13 protein-coding genes are annotated in these 17,022 nt (G+C 71.9%); 4 read left to right on the forward strand and 9 right to left on the reverse strand.

Annotated elements, in window-relative coordinates; genetic code table 11:
- Window positions 1–20 precede the first annotated feature (20 nt).
- Together ACGFK0_RS18980 and ACGFK0_RS18985 are read right to left on the reverse strand one after the other, a co-directional pair.
- Window positions 21–1,286 carry a hypothetical protein gene (locus ACGFK0_RS18980; RefSeq protein WP_392906333.1) on the reverse strand — a complete coding sequence of 422 codons (1,266 nt, stop codon included), beginning with the start codon at window positions 1,284–1,286 and terminating at the stop codon, window positions 21–23.
- Between the two features lie 193 nt (window positions 1,287–1,479).
- The gene (locus tag ACGFK0_RS18985; protein ID WP_392906334.1) at window positions 1,480–2,079 is read right to left on the reverse strand and encodes a short chain dehydrogenase; all 600 of its coding nucleotides are present in this window, start codon (window positions 2,077–2,079) and stop codon (window positions 1,480–1,482) included.
- Window positions 2,080–2,151: 72 nt separating this feature from the next.
- Between ACGFK0_RS18985 and ACGFK0_RS18990 the strand changes: the two genes are divergently transcribed.
- The 3 genes from ACGFK0_RS18990 (at window position 2,152) to ACGFK0_RS19000 (ending at window position 5,957) form a co-directional block, all read left to right on the forward strand.
- A complete protein-coding gene (locus ACGFK0_RS18990) occupies window positions 2,152–3,063 on the forward strand; it encodes a LysR family transcriptional regulator (RefSeq protein ID WP_392906336.1) in 912 nt (303 codons plus the stop codon).
- A gap of 144 nt (window positions 3,064–3,207) precedes the next feature.
- Window positions 3,208–4,407: a glycoside hydrolase family 6 protein gene (locus tag ACGFK0_RS18995; RefSeq protein ID WP_392906338.1), complete on the forward strand. Its 1,200-nt coding sequence runs from the start codon at window positions 3,208–3,210 to the stop codon at window positions 4,405–4,407.
- A gap of 272 nt (window positions 4,408–4,679) precedes the next feature.
- A complete protein-coding gene (locus tag ACGFK0_RS19000) occupies window positions 4,680–5,957 on the forward strand; it encodes an alpha/beta hydrolase family esterase (protein WP_392906339.1) in 1,278 nt (425 codons plus the stop codon).
- Between the two features lie 36 nt (window positions 5,958–5,993).
- Here the strand turns inward: ACGFK0_RS19000 and ACGFK0_RS19005 are convergent, their stop codons facing one another.
- The 4 genes from ACGFK0_RS19005 to ACGFK0_RS19020 form a co-directional block, all read right to left on the reverse strand.
- Entirely contained in the window at window positions 5,994–7,010 is a 1,017-nt protein-coding gene (locus ACGFK0_RS19005; RefSeq protein ID WP_392906340.1) for a TIGR03617 family F420-dependent LLM class oxidoreductase, read from the reverse strand.
- 68 nt (window positions 7,011–7,078) lie between these two features.
- Complete coding sequence (gene ilvD / locus ACGFK0_RS19010) at window positions 7,079–8,809, reverse strand: dihydroxy-acid dehydratase (protein ID WP_392906342.1); 1,731 nt, start codon at window positions 8,807–8,809, stop codon at window positions 7,079–7,081.
- 48 nt (window positions 8,810–8,857) lie between these two features.
- Window positions 8,858–9,793 (reverse strand): FAD binding domain-containing protein, encoded by a 936-nt coding sequence (locus tag ACGFK0_RS19015; RefSeq protein WP_392906343.1) that lies wholly within the window; start codon window positions 9,791–9,793, stop codon window positions 8,858–8,860.
- Entirely contained in the window at window positions 9,790–12,354 is a 2,565-nt protein-coding gene (locus tag ACGFK0_RS19020) for a molybdopterin-dependent oxidoreductase (RefSeq protein ID WP_392906344.1), read from the reverse strand. The genes ACGFK0_RS19015 and ACGFK0_RS19020 overlap by 4 nt, the downstream gene beginning before the upstream one ends.
- A 132-nt stretch (window positions 12,355–12,486) precedes the next feature.
- On the opposite strand from ACGFK0_RS19020, the gene ACGFK0_RS19025 reads away from it, so the two are divergent.
- Window positions 12,487–13,287 (forward strand): SAM-dependent methyltransferase, encoded by an 801-nt coding sequence (locus ACGFK0_RS19025; protein ID WP_392906346.1) that lies wholly within the window; start codon window positions 12,487–12,489, stop codon window positions 13,285–13,287.
- A 51-nt stretch (window positions 13,288–13,338) separates the two neighbouring features.
- Here ACGFK0_RS19025 and ACGFK0_RS19030 read toward each other — a convergent pair whose 3' ends face one another.
- From ACGFK0_RS19030 to ACGFK0_RS19040, 3 genes are read right to left on the reverse strand one after another with little or no spacing between them, the layout of a single operon-like run.
- Window positions 13,339–14,397: an ABC transporter ATP-binding protein gene (locus tag ACGFK0_RS19030; RefSeq protein ID WP_392906348.1), complete on the reverse strand. Its 1,059-nt coding sequence runs from the start codon at window positions 14,395–14,397 to the stop codon at window positions 13,339–13,341.
- Window positions 14,394–15,956 (reverse strand): ABC transporter permease, encoded by a 1,563-nt coding sequence (locus tag ACGFK0_RS19035; RefSeq protein WP_392906349.1) that lies wholly within the window; start codon window positions 15,954–15,956, stop codon window positions 14,394–14,396. Before ACGFK0_RS19035 ends, ACGFK0_RS19030 begins: the two co-directional genes overlap by 4 nt.
- A 4-nt stretch (window positions 15,957–15,960) precedes the next feature.
- Complete coding sequence (locus ACGFK0_RS19040) at window positions 15,961–16,977, reverse strand: iron ABC transporter substrate-binding protein (RefSeq protein ID WP_392906351.1); 1,017 nt, start codon at window positions 16,975–16,977, stop codon at window positions 15,961–15,963.
- Between the last annotated feature and the right edge of the window lie 45 nt (window positions 16,978–17,022).

Consider the following 17,022-nt stretch of genomic DNA (forward strand, 5'->3'; position numbering starts at 1 on the left):
CGAAACCGGGCGGCGGCCGGCTAGCGCAGCCCGGCGAACCAGCGCGCGACGAGAGCGGTCCCGGCCAGGTTGGAGCCCAGGTGGCGCGAACCCTCGTACGTCACCTCGCCCACGTCCACCACGGGCACGTCCCTGCCGGACGCGGCGAACGCGGCGTGGCAGTGGTCGGTGTTGGCGGTCACGGCCTCCTCATCCCTGCTGATCTTGTAGAGACGGATCGGGACGTGCGGGACCCATCCGGTGCAGACCTCGTCCTGCCGGAGGGCCTCCGCGAACCGGCCCCGCGGGTGGCGCAGCATCGCCAGTCCGTCCTCGGTGAGCAGTTCGTCCAGGGTGCCGGGCAGTCCTCCGACGACATCCTGGGCGGGCGTGGTGCCGTCGAAGAACCCTTCGACGCGCGTGTCGTAAGGAGCCTCGAAGATCTCTGAGGGGTCGTCGTACAACCCGTGGATCCGGTTCCAGGACGTCAGCAGGTACGAGGAGTAGACGACGGCCGCCTTGGGGTTGATCTGCGGCGGCTCTTCCTCGCTCACCAGTGCCGGCAGTTCGGCCCCCCGGAAGTCGTAGGCACCCGAGATCGGGGCGATCGCGCGCAGCCGGAACCAGCGATCGTCCTGGAGCACCCTGGCCAGCCCCAGCGCCGCCGATGCCCCCTGGGAGAAGCCCGTGACCATGACGTCGCGTTCCAGGGTCCTCCCGTGGCGCGGGACGAACCGGCGCGCCGCGCGCAGCAGGTCGAGCGAGGCGGTGGTCTCCGACGGGACGTGCTTCCACGGGGGCGCGCCGGGCCCCACGCCCATGCCCAGGTAGTCGGGGGCGACGGCGGCGAAGCCTCCCGCGGCGAACGTGGCCGCGGGCGCCCCGGTCCACACGTTCCCCAACATGGACGGGGCCTCGGCCTTGTTGATGTTCGTGCCGTGGCCGTAGGAGACGGTGGCGAGGCGCCGCTCACCGTTGCGGGGCAGGACGACCAGGCCGCTGGCGGTGGTCGGCCGGTTGCGCACGTCCACCGTGCGGTAGACGACCCGGTAGGCGTCCACTCCATAGCGGACCGTACCGGTGTCGAAACCGTCACCGGCCAGCCATTCCCGCAATTGGCCGGCAGAGAAGCCGCGCAGATGGACGGACGAGACGAACTGCCCCCTCCAGGAGGCCGGATGGGCATGAGTGGGAGATTTCCCGTCGTGCGTCGAGGTGGCGAGCACCGGCGCGGCCGAGACGGTCAGGCCCGCGGCGATGACCGAAGCGGCGACGCCCACCGCGACAGGGCCAAGGAAGCGATTCATGGCGGAATTCCTCTGGATCGATGAGCGCGAACGTCGTCCAGATTGCTGCGGGGCCCACCGGGCACGCATCGCCCACGCTGCCGATCCTCAAGATCAACCTCAGGGGTGAGTCACGACCGGAGTCGGGCTCGCGGGGAATCCGGCCGTGGTGAGAGGAGAACGAGGTGGAGGTCCGGGAGGCGCCGCGGCCGCGTCACATCTCGTACGTCTGGCCGGTCTGGCCCCCTTCGATGGAGCGGACGTAGGCGTTGGCCGCGGCGGCGACCGGGACGGGTTCGAAGCCGGCGAACAGATCGCCGTAGACGTCCAGCGACTCGGTGAAGACGGTGGGACTGACGGCGTTGATCCGCTGGCGGTGCGGCAGTTCGATCGCGGCGGCTCGGACGAACGCCTCGACGGCGCCGTTGGCCACGGACGCCATCGAGCCCTTCACGAGCGGGTCGCGGACGAGGATCCCGCTGATGAGGGTGAAGGACCCGTCCCCGGCCACGCGTGCGCTGCCTTGCCGGACGAGTTCGATCTGGCTGAACGCCTTGCCGGTGAAGCCGTCCCGCACGTCCTCGGCGCTCAACTCGGTGAAGGGCTTCCACGGGACGGAGCCGGCGGCGTTCGCCACGGCATCGACCCGGCCCACCCGCTCGTACATCGCCTGGATGGAGTCGGGGTCGGTGATGTCCACGGAGATGTCGGAGCCGGTCCGTGAGGCCGTGACGATCTCATGGCCGCGCTCGCGCAGCACCGTGTGGACGGCGCGGCCGAGTGTTCCGGTGGCTCCGATCAGCAGAATCTTCATAGGACGGATGGTCGTGCAGGAAGGTCGGTGTAGTCCAGCTACCTATGCTGCACATCCTTTTAAGATGTGCTCATGCTTGATGTGAAGCGCCTCATCCTGCTCCGCGACCTGGCGGAGTACGGCACCGTGACCGCGGTCGCGGACGTGCACCAGGTCACCCCGTCGGCCGTCTCGCAGCAGTTGCGGGCGCTGGAGACCGAGACCGGTGCGGTCCTGCTGCACAGGGAGGGACGCACCGTGCGCCTGACCGCGACCGGCGCCGCGCTGGTCAGGCAGAGCGAGCGGGTGCTCGCCGAACTGGAACGGGCGCACGGCATCGTGCGGGCCACGGACGGGCAGGTCGTGGGAGAGCTCGTCATCGGCTGCTTCACCAGCGCCCTCGCCCCGGTGGCCGCCCCTCTCGCGGGCGCGCTGGTCGAGCGCCACCCGGGGCTGCGCCCGAGGATCATCCAGGCGGAGCCTGAGGAGGCGCTGCCGATGCTGAGGCGGCGCGACCTCGATCTGGTGCTTCACTACCGCTACCGGCATCTCGGGGCGGGCCTTCCCGGCGGGCTCACCGCACGCACGCTCTTCGAGGACCCGCTGGCGCTCGCCGTCCCCGAGAGGCTGCGAGCGGCCGCCCGGGGGCAGGGAGTCGCGGCACTCCGGCGTGAGCACTGGGCCGCCACGCCCCCGCCCAGCGCCTGCCGCGACGTCATGCTGCACGCCTGCCACAGCGCCGGCTTCACGCCCCTGATAGAGCACGACTACTCCGATCTGCGGTCGGCGCTGGCGCTGGTGGCGACGGGTCTGGCCGTGACGATCCTCCCGTGGCTGCTGTGCGAGGACCCGCCGGACGGCGTCGCGATCCTGCCGCTGCCGGGGAAGGGCCGTACGGTCGAGGCCGTGACCAGGTCGGGCTCGGAGCAGCATCCCGCGATCATCGCGGCCCTCGACGTGCTGACCGGTGGCGCATCGAACGATCGTCGGGAAGTTGGGTCTTGACGGATCTTCGGGGGATGCCCAGACTCCGCATGGGAGCGCTCCCACACGGTGTCTCCGGCGCGCTCGTCCGGCGCATGGCCGGGTGAGCCCCAGGGGTTCTCGTGGGGTGCGCCTCCTCCACCCCCCGAGAGTCTGGAGTACCGGATGAGACGACGGATCGGGATCCTCACCGCCGCCACGGTGAGCATCGTCGCGCTTCTCGCCGCGCCGGCGCAGGCGTTGAAGCACGACGATCCGCTGGCCGGGAAGGCCAGGTTCTACGTCGAGCCCACGACCAACGCCGGACGGCAGGCCGACATCTGGGCGGCCGCGGGACGCGAGGACGACGCGGCGCACATGCGGGCCCTGTCCAAGGTGTCGCAGGCGATCTGGTTCACCGGCGGCACCCCCGCCGAGGTGCGGAAGGCGGTCCGGCGGACGATGGTCAAGGCCGCCGGGCAGCACGCCGTTCCGGTGCTGGTGGCGTACTACGTGCCGGGCCGGGACTGCTCGCAGTACTCAGCGGGTGGCGCTCCGAGCGAGGCCGCCTACCGCGCCTGGATCGACGCCTTCGCCAAGGGGATCGGCGGCGGCCGGGCCGTGGTGATCGTCGAACCCGACGGGCTGGCACTGCTGTCCAGCGAGCCGTGGTGCAACGAGGGCGGCGGAGGCACCACCGGAACGCCGGAGGACCCCGCCCTGGTCGAGGAGCGCTTCCGCGAGATCAACCACGCGATCGGCACCCTGCAGCGGCTGCCGCGCACCGGCGTCTACGTGGACTCCGGGCACTCTGACTGGCAGTCGCTCAACGACTACGACGCCGGCTACGGCGAACCGCGCGCCCAGCTCGGCATGGCCAGCCGCCTGCTCAAGGGCGGCATCGCCAAAGCCGACGGCTTCGCGCTGAACGTCTCCAACTACCGCGGCACCGACGAGTTGGTCTCGTACGGCACCAGGCTGTCCAAGTGCCTGCGCTTCCGCCAGAAGACGGGCTCGGCCAGTTGCTCAGACGCCGACCTGGCCACCGTCCGGGACGCCCCGCGTACGCTGACGCACTTCGTCCTGGACACCAGCCGCAACGGCCAGGGACCGTGGACGCCGCCGGCGGACAAGTACACCGACCCCCAGGTCTGGTGCAACCCGCCGGGCCGCGGCCTGGGCGCCCGGCCCTCGACCCGCACCGATGATCCCCTGGTCGACGCCTTCCTCTGGATCAAGCGTCCCGGCGAATCCGACGGCCAGTGCACCCGCGGCACCGCCGGGCCGGAGGATCCCGAGTACGGCGTGGTCGATCCGGCGGCCGGCGTCTGGTGGCCCGAGTACGCCTTGGGCCTCTCCCAGCAGGCCACACCACCCCTCCGCTGACCTGGTAGGACCGAACGCCGACGACGCCCCGCGGCCCGTCACCGACCACAACAATGCCCCCGGGCTCTGATCCGCGACCGGATCAGAGCCCGTTCAGGGCCTGGCTCGCCGCGCGGCGCCCGCGCTGGAGCATGACATTCCTTTATCCGAAAGCGATGAATTCTGCACGTCGGATGCTCTCGAATGTGCATTGGCGGCCGCTTGCAAAAGGCTTACTGTGGCGCAACTTCTCCCGATGTGCCGACGGCACGGGTTCGCAGGAGGTACCTGACGTGGACCACCCGCCTCGGTCTTGGCGCGGTCTCGCCGCCGTGTTCCTCGCGGGAGCGGCGCTGAGCGTCGCACCGGCCGGGGCCGCTCACGCCGCTCCGCCGGCCGGAGACCGTGTCACGGTCACCGCGGCCGGTTCCCCGGCCTACGACCTGACCGGAGAACTGTCCTCGGGGTCCATCGCCGTCCTCGACAATGTCGCGACGTACGAGACCAACGAGATTCAGGGTGCGGGCACGCTCCCCGGCGCCGACGGCGGGACGGCGGACGTCTCCTTCCAGATCGCCCGTTCCGCCTTCGGGTTGAAAGGCGACTTCACCCTTAAGGACCCCGGCGCGGGCGTGGAGATCTCCGCCCGCGTGAACGGCGGAGTCACGGTCCCCGGTGCGGCGACGGTGAAGTGGGCGGGGATCGGCACCGTCCGGCGCGGCGACTCCTCTTCTTTGCAGGCGGTCACGTTCACGATCGAGGATCGCCGTCCCGACCCGGGCGACCACGCCATCCGCATCACGCACGCCGGGCAGTCCAGGAACGCCGTTCTCCGCCTGCCCGACGACTACGACGGCACCCCGCGGCCGGTGTTGTTCCACTTCCCCGGGCTCGTGGAGACGCCGGGTATCGCCGAGTACTTCGGCCGAATGGCCGACTACGCTCAGACCCGCGGCTTCATCATGGTCACCCCGGAGCATTACGGCATCGGCTGGCAGGGCGTCCCGGCCGGGACACCCTCCCCCGACGTGGACGATCCCGGCTTCGTGCAGCGGCTCCAGGACATTCTCGTTCAGCGGTTCAACGCCGATCCCCGGCGCCTGTACGCCTCCGGCATGAGCAACGGCGGCTTCTTCACCAGCAGGATGGCCTGCGACAACGACCGGTTCGCCGCCTACGTCGCCGTCGCCGGCCAACTGTCGGATCCCGGCTCCTGCCGCCCCGGACGGCATGTCCCGATCGTCATGATCCACGGCGACGGTGATTTCATCGTGCCCTATTCCACGGTGCAGCCGGCGCTCGGCTTCTGGACGCGCAACAACGGCTGCGGCGGCAGGACCGTCGCCACGAACCTGCCCGACATCGCGCCCGACGACAACACCACCGTCGTCCGCCACGACCACCCGGACTGCCCGTCCGACGGGCCCGTCGCCGTCTACCAGATCAAAGGCGGGGGTCACAATTGGCCCGGCGGCATCCCGTTCCTCGGGCCGTTCCTGGGCGGGACCACCTACGACATCGACGCCAACGCCGTGATCTGGGACTTCGTTTCCCAATACCGCCTCCCCTGAGGACGGGACCTGACGAGCGCCTTCAGGTGGGAACGTTCACGGCGTTGTTCTCAGTTCGGTCGCGAAGGCGGCGATCGTCTTTTCCGGGTGCGTCGTCCCGGGGAAGTAGGCGCAGACCCGTTCGGCCACGTCACCGAACCGGGCCTTGATCTCGGCGGCGCATTCGGCGGGCGTCCCGACGACCGCCAGGGTCCGCATCACCGTGTCGTCGATCAGACCGACCATCGTCATGATGTCGCCGGTCTTGGACAGCGCCCTCAGCTCGGGTTGCAGATCTCCCCAGCCCTCGATGTCCAGGACCGGCCTGTACGCGGGGGTCGAACCGTAGAAGGCCAGCAGTGCCTTCACCCCGAAGGCCGCTGCCGCGATCTCGTCGGGAGTGTCACCCATCGCGACGATCGCCTGCGGGTACACCTCGATCCGCTCGCGACCCGCCCTCTCCAGGCCCTCGGCCACGGCCGGGAGTGTGCGCTCGCGGAAATGCCGATGGCTGTGGAACGGCATCACCAGCAGCCCGTCGGCGACCTCGGCCGCGGTCCGGGTCATCACCGGGCCCAGCGCGCCGAGCAGGACCGGCGGTACGCCGTAGGGGTTCGGTCCGGGGACGAAGGTCGCGGGCATCAGGGTGTGCTTGGTGAACTCGCCGCGGAAGTCCAGCGGGGTGCCGTGCTGCCAGGAGTTCAGGATCGCCTTCACCGCGAGCACCGTCTCGCGCATCCGGGCGGCCGGCCTGCTCCAGGTCGCGCCGTACCTGTTCTCGATGTGCGGCCTGATCTGCGACCCCAGCCCGAGCCGGAAGCGGCCCTTGCTCAGCAACTGCAGGTCGTAGGCCATGTTGGCCAGGTTCATCGGGCTGCGGGGGATCGCGATCGCGACGTTGGTCATCAGGTCGGTCGGCGGCACCTCCGGCGAGCCGGCCGCGACGATCAGCGGCAGGAACACGTCGTGCGGGCCCTCGAAGGTGAACAGGCCGTCCACCCCGGCGGCGATCAGTGCGCGGGCCCGCTGCGCCGCCTCATCCGGCCGGCCGTCCAGTTGCACATCGAGTCTCACTGACCGATCTCCGTTCCGCGCGGCACCACGCGTCCGTCGCCGAGGGGCTTTGAGGGGTTCATGCTCCCCTATTCGAGGACGGCACCCTTCGACGCCGACTGGACGAGTTTCGCGTACTTGGCGAGCACGCCCCGCTTGTACGGGTGCGGCACGGGCGCCCAGTCCGGCGTCCGCCGGGCGGCGAGCTCGGCGTCGCCCACGAGGAGGTCGAGCCGCTTACTCTGCACGTCGAGCCGGACGCGGTCGCCGTCGCGCACGAAGGCGATCGGTCCGCCGTCGACGGCCTCGGGGGCGATGTGGCCCACGCACAGCCCCGTCGTCCCGCCGGAGAACCTGCCGTCGGTGATCAGCAGGACGGTCTTGCCGAGGCCGGCGCCCTTGATCGCGCCCGTGATGGCGAGCATCTCGCGCATGCCCGGCCCGCCCTTCGGGCCCTCGTACCGGATGACGACGACGTCGCCTTCCGTGATGGTGCCGTCCTCCAGGGCGTCGAGCGCCGCGCGCTCGCGCTCGAAGACGCGGGCCGTCCCCTCGAACACGTCCTCGTCGAACCCGGCCGACTTCACGACGGCGCCTTCGGGTGCGAGCGACCCGTGCAGGATCGTGATCCCGCCGGTGGGGTGGATCGGGTCGTCGAGCGCCCGCAGGATCTTCCCGTCCGGGTCGGGCGGGGCGATGCCGGCGAGGTTCTCGGCGACGGTCCGGCCGGTGACGGTGAGCGCGTCGCCGTGCAGCAGCCCTGCGTCGAGCAGGGCCTTCATGACGACGGGCACTCCCCCGATGCGGTCGACGTCGTTCATGACGTACCGGCCGAAGGGCTTGAGGTCCCCCAGGTGCGGCACGCGGCTCGCGCCGCGCTCGAAGTCGGCGAGAGTGAGGCCGACCTCGGCCTCGTGCGCGATCGCGAGCAGGTGCAGGACCGCGTTCGTCGAGCCGCCGAACGCCATGACGACGGCGATCGCGTTCTCGAACGCCTCCTTGGTCATGACGTCGCGCGCGGTGATCCCCCGCCGCAGCAGGTTCACGACGGCGTCTCCCGAGCGGTGCGCGAACGCGTCGCGGCGCCGGTCCGCCGAGGGCGGCGCGGCCGACCCGGGCAGCGACATCCCCATCGCCTCGGCCACGGACGCCATGGTGTTCGCCGTGTACATGCCCCCGCAGGCGCCCTCGCCCGGACAGACGGCGCGCTCGATGCGGTCGACGTCCTCGCGGCTCATGCGCCCGCGCGCGCACGCCCCGACGGCTTCGAACGCGTCGATGAGCGTGACGTCCTTCTCCGTCCCGTCGGAGAGCCTGACCCATCCCGGCATGATCGAGCCCGCGTAGAGGAACACGCTCGCGAGGTCGAGACGGGCGGCGGCCATGAGCATCCCGGGCAGTGATTTGTCGCATCCCGCGAGCAGGACCGTCCCGTCGAGGCGCTCGGCCTGCACGACGGTCTCGACGGAGTCCGCGATGATGTCGCGGCTCACGAGCGAGAAGTGCATGCCCTCGTGACCCATCGAGATGCCGTCGGACACGGAGATCGTGCCGAACTGCAGCGGGTATCCGCCGCCCGCGTGCACGCCCTCTTTCGCGCCCTGCGCGAGCCGGTCGAGCGACAGGTTGCACGGCGTGATCTCGTTCCACGAGCTCGCGATGCCGATCTGCGGCTTGGCGAAGTCCTCGTCGCCCATCCCGACCGCGCGGAGCATGCCGCGCGACGCCGTCGCCTCCAGCCCGTCCGTGACCTGACGTGAACGTGGTTTGAGGTCGGCACCTGCGACGATGCCCGACTCCACCGGCGGCATGACTGACATACCACGACCCTACATACCGGGCTCTCGCGCCTTCCGGCCGCGCGCCGGTCAGGGTGAAGGAGGCGGAGCCGCGCAGGCGGTGAGGGTGTCGATCAGGGTGGCGCGGAGGAGGGCCACCTTGTAGGCGTTCTGGAGCAGGGGGTCGCAGCGGGCGGTCGCCAGGTCCGCGGCGGCGGCCGCGGTCTCCTCGGTGGCGGGCTCGCCGAGCAGGGCTTCGGCCACTTCGGGAAGGAGGAGGGGTGTGCGGGCCACCCCGCCCACGGCTACGGCGGCGGAGGTGATGGTGTCGCCGTCGAGGGTGAGGCGGGCGACCGCTTCGGCCAGGGGCCAGTCCGCCATCTCGCGGGCGGTGGCGCGGCGGTAGGCGGCTCGTTCGGCCGGCGTGGGCGCGGGCATGAGGACGGCCTGGAGGATCTCGGCGGGCTCCAGGCGATGGTCGCGTGTCGGGTCGCCGCCGTCCCCGTACAGTTCGGCGATGTCCAGCGGGGATCGGCCGTGGACGTCGGCGGTCGCGGCGTAGGTGAGGAGGGCCGCGGCGAGTGTGGAGGGGTGGGGGGCGATGCAGGGGCCCTGGTCGATGACGGCCGAGTACAGGTGGGCGCCCTCGCGCGCCGGGCAGGTGTCGCCTCCCGTCTGGTGGCACGTGAGGCCGGGAGTGCGCAGGTACCAGCAGCGGTTGCGCTGGAGGAGGTTGCCGCCGACGGTGGCGACGTTGCGGATCTGCGGGGTGGCGATGGCGGCGGCCGTGGCGGCGAGCGCGGGATAGGCGGCGGTCAGGCGGTCGTCGGCGAGCAGGTCGGCGATGGTGGTGAGGGCGCCGATGCGGGCCGAGCCGTCCGGTCGCCAGGCGATGCCGCGCAGGCCGGGGATGCCGAGCAGGTCGACCGGGGGGCGGGTCGCCCGGGTCATGACGTCGGTGCCGCCGGCGCGCAACTCGCCGCCGGTGTCGCGGACGGCTCTGGCGGCGGCCTCGATGGCGGTCACGTGCCGATCCCCTCCAGCAGCAGGTCGGGCCGGATGGGCAGGTCGTGCGGGCGCCGGCCGGTGGCGTGTCTGACGGCGTTGCCGATCGAGGCGGCGACCGCCATGGTGCAGATCTCGCCCAGGCCGATGCCGCGGCCGGGCACGTGGTCCCAGCCCTCGGTGTGGAAGTACAGGTCGATCTCCGGAGTGTCGGCGATACCGGGGATGCGGTAATCCTCCAGGTTCGCGGTGAGGACGGTGCCGGTGGCCGGGTCGTCGTGGCGCTGCTCGAACAGGGCGTAGCCGATGCCCTGGATGATTCCGCCCTCGCACTGGTTGCGGGCCAGCCGGGGGGCGTAGATGTGGCCGGCGGCCACCCCGCTCCAGACGCGGGTGGGCCTGACGCGGCCGAGCAGGGTGTCCACCTCGACCTCGGTGACGACGACGGCTCCCGAGAAGCCCCGGCCGATGGCGAAGTGGTCCAGAGCGAAGGGCGTGACGTATCCGCGGCGGTCCCGGGGACGCCGGCCGACGACCTGGAGCCCCTCCGCCTCTCCGAGGGAGCGGGCGCCGAGGGCCTTGCGGAGGCGGCGCGCCGCGTCCTGGGCCGCCGGGGCGATGGAGGGGGTGGAGCAGCTGCTGGCGGACGTCGGCCCATAGGCGTGGTCACTGTTGCCGAGTTCGACGCGCACCTGGCCGGGCCGCAGGTCGAGCGCGGACCGCACCACCTCGGCGATCACCGAGCGGCTGCCGGTCCCGATGTCCTGGGTGGCGATGCGGGCGACCACGGCGCCCTGCTCGACCGTCAGCGAGACCTTGGTGCCCGGGTCGAGGAAGTACATGTAGTTGGCGGCGGCGACGCCCACGCCGCGGCGGAGACGGCCGTCACCGGGATCCGCGCGGTCGCGCCACATGGGCAGGGCCGCGGCCCGGTCGTACAGTGCGTGGCGCTTGGCGTTGCCGTCCCAGCGGCGGCGCAGGGCGATGGGGTCCTCGCCGCGGCGCAGCGCCACCTCGTCCACGCCTTGTTCCAGCGCCCACAGCATCGGCGGCAGGCCGGGGCCGCGGAAAGGTATGCCGGGGGCGCGGTTGGTGATGTGGTCGTAGTCGCGGATCCGGCGGGGCGCGTTGCCGTAGAAGAACCGCGAGTGCCAGGCCGCGTTGGACCCGATGGAGACGCCGGAGTCGCCGTGGGCGTCCATCGTGAAGGCCGACAGCCCGCCGTCGGCGTCGGCGAGGAGGGCCAGCTCGATGCGCACCCCGGGGCGGGTGCCGCCGTCGACGAGCTCCTCCGGCCTGCTGAGGACGACCCGGACCGGCACGCCGTGCAGGCGGGACAGTTCCACGGCCGCGACCACGTCGGAGGTGACGTTGACCTTGGACCCGAAACCGCCGCCCACATGCTCGGCCACGACGTGGACCTGCTCCGGGCGGAGCTTCCAGCGCTTGGCGGCCTGTGCGGCGACGCGGGTCACGGCCTGGGTGGACAGGTGCAGATGCAGATCACCGCCCTCCCATCGGGCCACGCAGCCGTGCGGCTCCATGCAGGTGTGGGCCTGTACGGCGGTGGTGAAGGTGGTCTCCACCAGGGTCTGGCCGTCGCCGTCGCGGGCCTTTTCGATGCGCTTCACGGCCGTGCGGCCGCGCCAGCTCATGGCGGCGGGCCCGCGTACGTTGCCGTTCCACTTGGCGGACGCGAGCGGGCCTTCGTTGGCGCGCGGAGCTCCCTTGCGGGACTCCCCGGTCGGATAGACGACGGTCTCGTCCTCCGGCGACAGCACCGCGGGCAGGACCGTGTAGCCGACCTCGACCCGCGCCGCGGCCGCGAGCGCCTCCGCCCTGGTGGGCGCGGCGACCGCGGCCACCGGCTGGCCCGCGTACCGGACGATGCGGTCCGGCGGCAGCATCTCGACCAGCGGACCGTCGTGCCGGATCTCGCCGACCTTCGCGTGCGGGTGCGGCGACCGCACGATCACGCCCTCGAACTGCCCCTCCAGGACGACGTCCGCCGTGTACCGCGCCGCGCCCGTGATCTTGCTGAGTGCCTCCACGCGTACCGGCGTCACCGTGCCCTCGCCGTGTTCGCCGTGTTCGCCGTGTTCGCCGTGTTCGTCACCGTCGTGCTTGCCCGCGCACGCCGCCGCGACCGCCTCGTAGATGCCGGCGTACGCTCCGCAGCGGCACAGGTGACCCGCCAGGGCCTCGGCGATCTGCCCGCGGGACGGCTCGGCCGTGCCGTGCTCGGCCCGCCACCGGTCCATGAACGCCGCCGCCTCCACGACGAAGCCCGGCGTGCAGTAGCCGCACTGCAGCGCGTCGTGCTCGGCGAAGGCCCGCTGCACCGGATGGTCGCCGCCGAGACCCTCCACGGTCGTGATCTCGCGGTCCGCCACCGCCCCGGCCGGCATCAGGCAGCTCGCCGCCGTGCGCCCGTCCACCAGAACGGTGCAGGTGCCGCACACGCCCGTTCCGCAGGCGACCTTGGTCCCGGTCAGCCCCATCCGCTCCCGCAGCACCCGCGCCACGGTCTCCTCGGGCTCGATGCCGACGTCGACGGGCTTGCCGTTGAGGCTGAATTCCATTCGCGCTCCATGCGCCGGGCGGTGATCAGCGCCATCGTGGCACAGCGAACACCGCAGATCACTACTTTTGCCCGATGTCACCATCTAAGATCATTTTTGACGGCTTGTGCCAACGGCAGACGGGAACCACGGGTGTCGCAACAGCCAGACGTGCCGCAGGGGATCGACCCGAACACCCCGAACGTGGCTCGCATGTACGACTACGTGCTCGGCGGGAAGGACAACTTCGCCGCCGACCGCGAGCTCGCGGGCCACCTCATCGCCTCCATCCCGGACGGCGTCGAGGCCCTGCGCGCGAACCGCCGCTTCCTCGGCCGCGCCATCGCCCATATCGCCGAGCGGGGCATCGACCAGTTCATCGACCTCGGTGCGGGACTGCCCAACCAAGGCAACGTCCACGAGATCGCCCAGCGCGTCCACCCGGACGCCCACGTCGTCTACGTGGACATCGACCCGATCGTCATCGTGCATGCCCGCGCCCTGCTGGCCGCCGACGACCGCACCGCCGCGCTCCAGGCCGACATGCGCGCCCCCGAGACCGTCTTCGCCTCCGACGCCGTGGCCCGCCTCATCGACTTCGACCGCCCGGTCGGCGTCATCTTCAACGCCATGCTGCACTTCGTCACCGAGGCCGAGGATCCCGCGGGCATCGTCGGCGCCTTCACCGACCGGATGGCCCCCGGCAGCCACCTCGTCATCTCCCACAGCACCCTCGACGACCGTCCCGCCGATCTCGTCGAGATCATCGAGACCGCCTACGAGAACGCCTCGGCGCCCATGGTCTTCCGCGAGCACGACCAGATCCTGCGCCTGTTCAACGGCCTCACCCTCATCGAACCGGGCCTGGTCAAGGTCAACCGGTGGCACTCCGACGAGGAGGAGGCCGCGGCGAGCGGCGGCGCCTGGGTCTACGGCGGCGTCGCCGTGAAATGACCGCACGACCTGCCCGGCTCCGCGGGCGGTCAGCGACACCCGAGACCGGGACTACACCCGGACCTCGCCGCCGCCGGGCGGCGCCGGGTGGAAGGCGGCCCGGCCGGTGACGCGGACGCCGGTGCGGTCGCCGGGACGCAGGCGCACATGCCCGTCGACGCGGACGTCGACCGGCGTGTCGAGGCCCTCGACATCGATGGTGATCATGGCGTCGTGGCCGTAGAAGCGGACGTCGGTCACCCTCCCGCCGGGCACGGCGCCGCCGGGGTCGGTGAGCCGCAGCTGCTCGGGCCGCAGGATCACGGTCCCCTGGACGGCCTCGTCGCAGGCGCGCAGCTCGACCGGGCCCAAGGGGGTCTTCGCGGTCCCGTTCGCGGCGTCCCCCGGAAGGAGAACGGCGTCACCGACGAATCCCGCCACCCACGGATCGGCGGGGTTGCTGTAGACGTCATGGGACGGACCGCACTGCGCGACCCGCCCGTTGTGGACGACGGCCACCAGGTCGGCGATCGACAGCGCCTCCTGCTGGTCGTGGGTCACGAGCAGGGCGGTCGCGCCCGTGGCGCGCAGGGCGGCTCGGACGTCGGCCCGCACCCCGGCGCGCAGCGCGCTGTCCAGCGCGTTGAACGGTTCGTCGAGCAGCACGAGCGCAGGTTCGGGCGCCAGCGCGCGGGCCAGCGCGATCCGCTGCTGCTGCCCGCCGGACAGCTCGTGCGGCATCCGGTCGCCGTACCCGGCCAGCCCCACGAGTTCGAGCATCTCCTCGGTCCGCCGGCGGCGTGCGGCCCGGTCGGCCACACCGAAGGCGACGTTGCGGGCCACGCTCAGATGCGGGAACAGTGCGCCCTCCTGCGGCACGATGCCGATGCGGCGCCGCTCCGGCGGGACGTGCGTCCCGGGGCCGGTGAGGAGGCGCCCGCCCACGGTGACGGTCCCGGAGTCCGCGCGGAGGAAGCCCGCGATGATGCGCAGCAGGGTGGTCTTCCCGCAGCCCGAGGGGCCGAGGACGGCGGCCAGCGAGCCGCCGGGGACGGTGAGGCCGAGCCCGTCCAGGACGGTGCTGTCCGGGCCGTACGCCTTGGTCAGGCCCTCGATCTCCAGATCGTTCATGTGCGCCTTCCGAGAAGGTACGAGGGGACGGCCGCGAGCAGTATCAGCGCGGCCGCGTACGGCGCGGCGTCGGCGTAGGAGGCGACACCGGTCTCCGTCCACAGCCGGGTGGCGAGGGTGTCCATCCCGGTGGGACGCAGCAGAAGGGTCGCCGGCAGTTCCTTCATGCAGACCACGAACGTGAGCGCCGCGCCTGCGGCGATGCCGGGTGCGGCCAGCGGAACGGTGACCGACCGCAGGACCCGCAGCGGGCCGCGGCCGAGAGAGCGGGCGACGTCCTCCAGCACCGGCGGGGACTGGAGGACGGCGGCGCGGGTCGCGGCGACGGCGAGCGGCAGGAACAGCACCGCGTAGGCGCAGACCAGAAGCGGCAGTTCCTGGTACAGCGGGTTCGCGTACCGGACGGCGAAGAACACCATCGCCAGGGCGACGGTGATGCCGGGCAGAGCGTGCCCGGCGTAGGCGGCCTGCTCCAGCAGGGCCGGGAGCCGCCCCCGGTGGCGGGCGGCGACGACGCCGACGGGCAGGGCGAGGACGGTGGTGAGCGCGGCTCCGGCGGCGGCCACGCCGAGGGTGACCCCGGCGGTGTTCACCAGTGCGGCCGGGTCCCAGGTGGAGCGGTTTCCCGTCGCCAGCCAGTACGCGAGCGTGGCCAGCGGGAACACGACGGCCGCCGCGGCGACGGCCGCGCACCAGCCCAGCGACGGGGCCGTCCAGCGGCCGAGGCGCAGCGGCACCGCCGGGCGGGCCGTGCCGGTCCCGGTCCTGGCGTGCCCGCGGCGTCCGCGGGTGCGGGTCTCCAGCGCGACCAGCGCCACCGTCATCACCACAAGCACGACGCTCAGCGCCGCCGCCGGGGTGCGGTCGAAACTGGCCTGGTAGGACGTGTAGATGCCGCGGGTGAACGTGTCGTACCGCATCAGCGACACCGCGCCGAAGTCCGACAGCACGTACAACGCGACCAGCAGCCCGCCGCCTGCCGCGGCGGGGCGGAGCTGCGGGAGGGTGACGCGGAAGAACGTCCGGCCCGGCCCGAGCCCGAGCGACCGGGACGCCTCCTCCTGCGCCGGGTCGATGCCGCGCAGCGCGGCGGCGACCGGCAGGTACACGTACGGGTAGCTGACCAGCGTGAGCGACACCGCCGACCCGGCGAACCCGGCGAGTCCCGGAAGGGCCGACAGCCACGCGAACGCCGCCACATAGCTGGGCACGGCCAGCGGCAGCGTCACGACGATCGACCAGGCGCGGGCGCCGGGCAACTCCGTCCGGACGGTCAGCCACGCCAGCGAGACCCCCAGGAGCAGGCACGCCAGGACCACCGCGGCGGCCAGCGCCAGGCTCCTGGCGAGCAGCAGCGCGGTGCCCTCGGTGGTGACGACGCTCCAGGCGAATCCGAAGCCGCGCTCCAGCGCCCGCACGGCGAGATAGCCGAGCGGCAGCAAGGCCAGTGCCCCGGCCAGGGAGGCCGGGGCGAGGAGCACCCAAGGTGCGCGGGGTGCGCGGGGTGCGCGGGGTGCGCGGGGTGCGCGGGGTGCGCGGGGTGCGCGGGCCGTGGTCATCCGGTCAGACCATGCCGGCTTCCCGGAGCATCTTCAGAGTCTCCTGAAGTGACTCCAGTTCGCCGAGGTCGATCTCGGGCGCCTTCAGCGAGTCCAGCGGCGGCAGGCCGGGGGTGCTGCTGGTGACCCCGGACGCCAGCGGGTACTCCTTCGTCTCGTCGCTGAAGTAGGTCTGCGCCTCCTTGGAGAGCAGGAAGTCGATGGCCTTCTGCGCGGCCGCGGGGTGCGCGGCGCCCTTCAGCACGCCCGCACCCGCCACGTTGATCAGCGCACCGGGGTCGGCGCCGGGAAGGTAGTGGAGCTTGGCGGTGACACTGCTCTCACCCTTCTCCGCGACCCTCTCGTACCAGTAGTAGTGGTTGATCAGTCCCAGGCCGATCTGGCCGGCGTTCACCGCGTCCAGCACGGCGATGTTGTTGTCGTACGCCTTCACGCCGTTGGCCTTGAGGCCCTCCAGCCACTTGCGGGTGGCGTCGTCGCCGTCCAGGACCCGCATGCCGGTGACGAACGCCTGGAAGGACGCGTTGGTCGGCGCGTAGGCGATCTTGCCCTTCCATTCCGGCCTGACGAGGTCGCGGACGCTGTCGGGCGCCTTGGCGACGAGATTCGGGTTGTAGGCGATCACGCGGACCCGGCCGGAGAGCCCCACCCAGTCGCCCGCGCCGGAGCGGAACTGCGCCGCGACCTTGTCGAGGGACGGCTGGGGCAGCTTGGCCAGGCGCCCCTCCTTCGCGAGGGCGCCGAGCGCTCCGGCGTCCTGGGAGAAGAACAGGTCGGCCTTGGTGCCGTCGCCCTCCTCAAGGATCTGCGCGGACAGTTCGGCGCTGGCGCCGTACCGGACCTCGACGTCGGTGCCGACCGCGTCCTCCAGCTTTTCCAGCAGCGGCTTGACGAGGCCTTCGTTGCGGCCGGAGTAGATGATCAGGCCGGCGTCGGATCCCAGGCCGCAGGCCGCTCCCATCGGCAGGAAGACGGCCGCGAAGGCGAGCACGGCGGTGAAACGTCGCAGGGGGTATCGCATGGGCCAACCTCGTGATGCCGTTTCGGGGGCGGTGTCGAAACATAG

Source organism: Spirillospora sp. NPDC048823 (assembly GCF_043198445.1).
Lineage (GTDB): Bacteria > Actinomycetota > Actinomycetes > Streptosporangiales > Streptosporangiaceae > Spirillospora.

Excerpts from the sequence above, each read along its gene's own strand:
- ACGFK0_RS18995 (WP_392906338.1), top strand. The coding sequence starts at position 3,208 with ATGAGACGACGGATCGGGATCCTCACCGCCGCCACGGTGAGCATCGTC.
- ACGFK0_RS19020 (WP_392906344.1), bottom strand. The coding sequence starts at position 12,354 with ATGGAATTCAGCCTCAACGGCAAGCCCGTCGACGTCGGCATCGAGCCC.
- ACGFK0_RS18985 (WP_392906334.1), bottom strand. The coding sequence starts at position 2,079 with ATGAAGATTCTGCTGATCGGAGCCACCGGAACACTCGGCCGCGCCGTC.
- ACGFK0_RS19040 (WP_392906351.1), bottom strand. The coding sequence starts at position 16,977 with ATGCGATACCCCCTGCGACGTTTCACCGCCGTGCTCGCCTTCGCGGCC.
- ilvD (WP_392906342.1), bottom strand. The coding sequence starts at position 8,809 with ATGTCAGTCATGCCGCCGGTGGAGTCGGGCATCGTCGCAGGTGCCGAC.
- ACGFK0_RS18980 (WP_392906333.1), bottom strand. The coding sequence starts at position 1,286 with ATGAATCGCTTCCTTGGCCCTGTCGCGGTGGGCGTCGCCGCTTCGGTC.
- ACGFK0_RS19035 (WP_392906349.1), bottom strand. The coding sequence starts at position 15,956 with ATGACCACGGCCCGCGCACCCCGCGCACCCCGCGCACCCCGCGCACCC.
- ACGFK0_RS19030 (WP_392906348.1), bottom strand. The coding sequence starts at position 14,397 with ATGAACGATCTGGAGATCGAGGGCCTGACCAAGGCGTACGGCCCGGAC.
- ACGFK0_RS18990 (WP_392906336.1), top strand. The coding sequence starts at position 2,152 with ATGCTTGATGTGAAGCGCCTCATCCTGCTCCGCGACCTGGCGGAGTAC.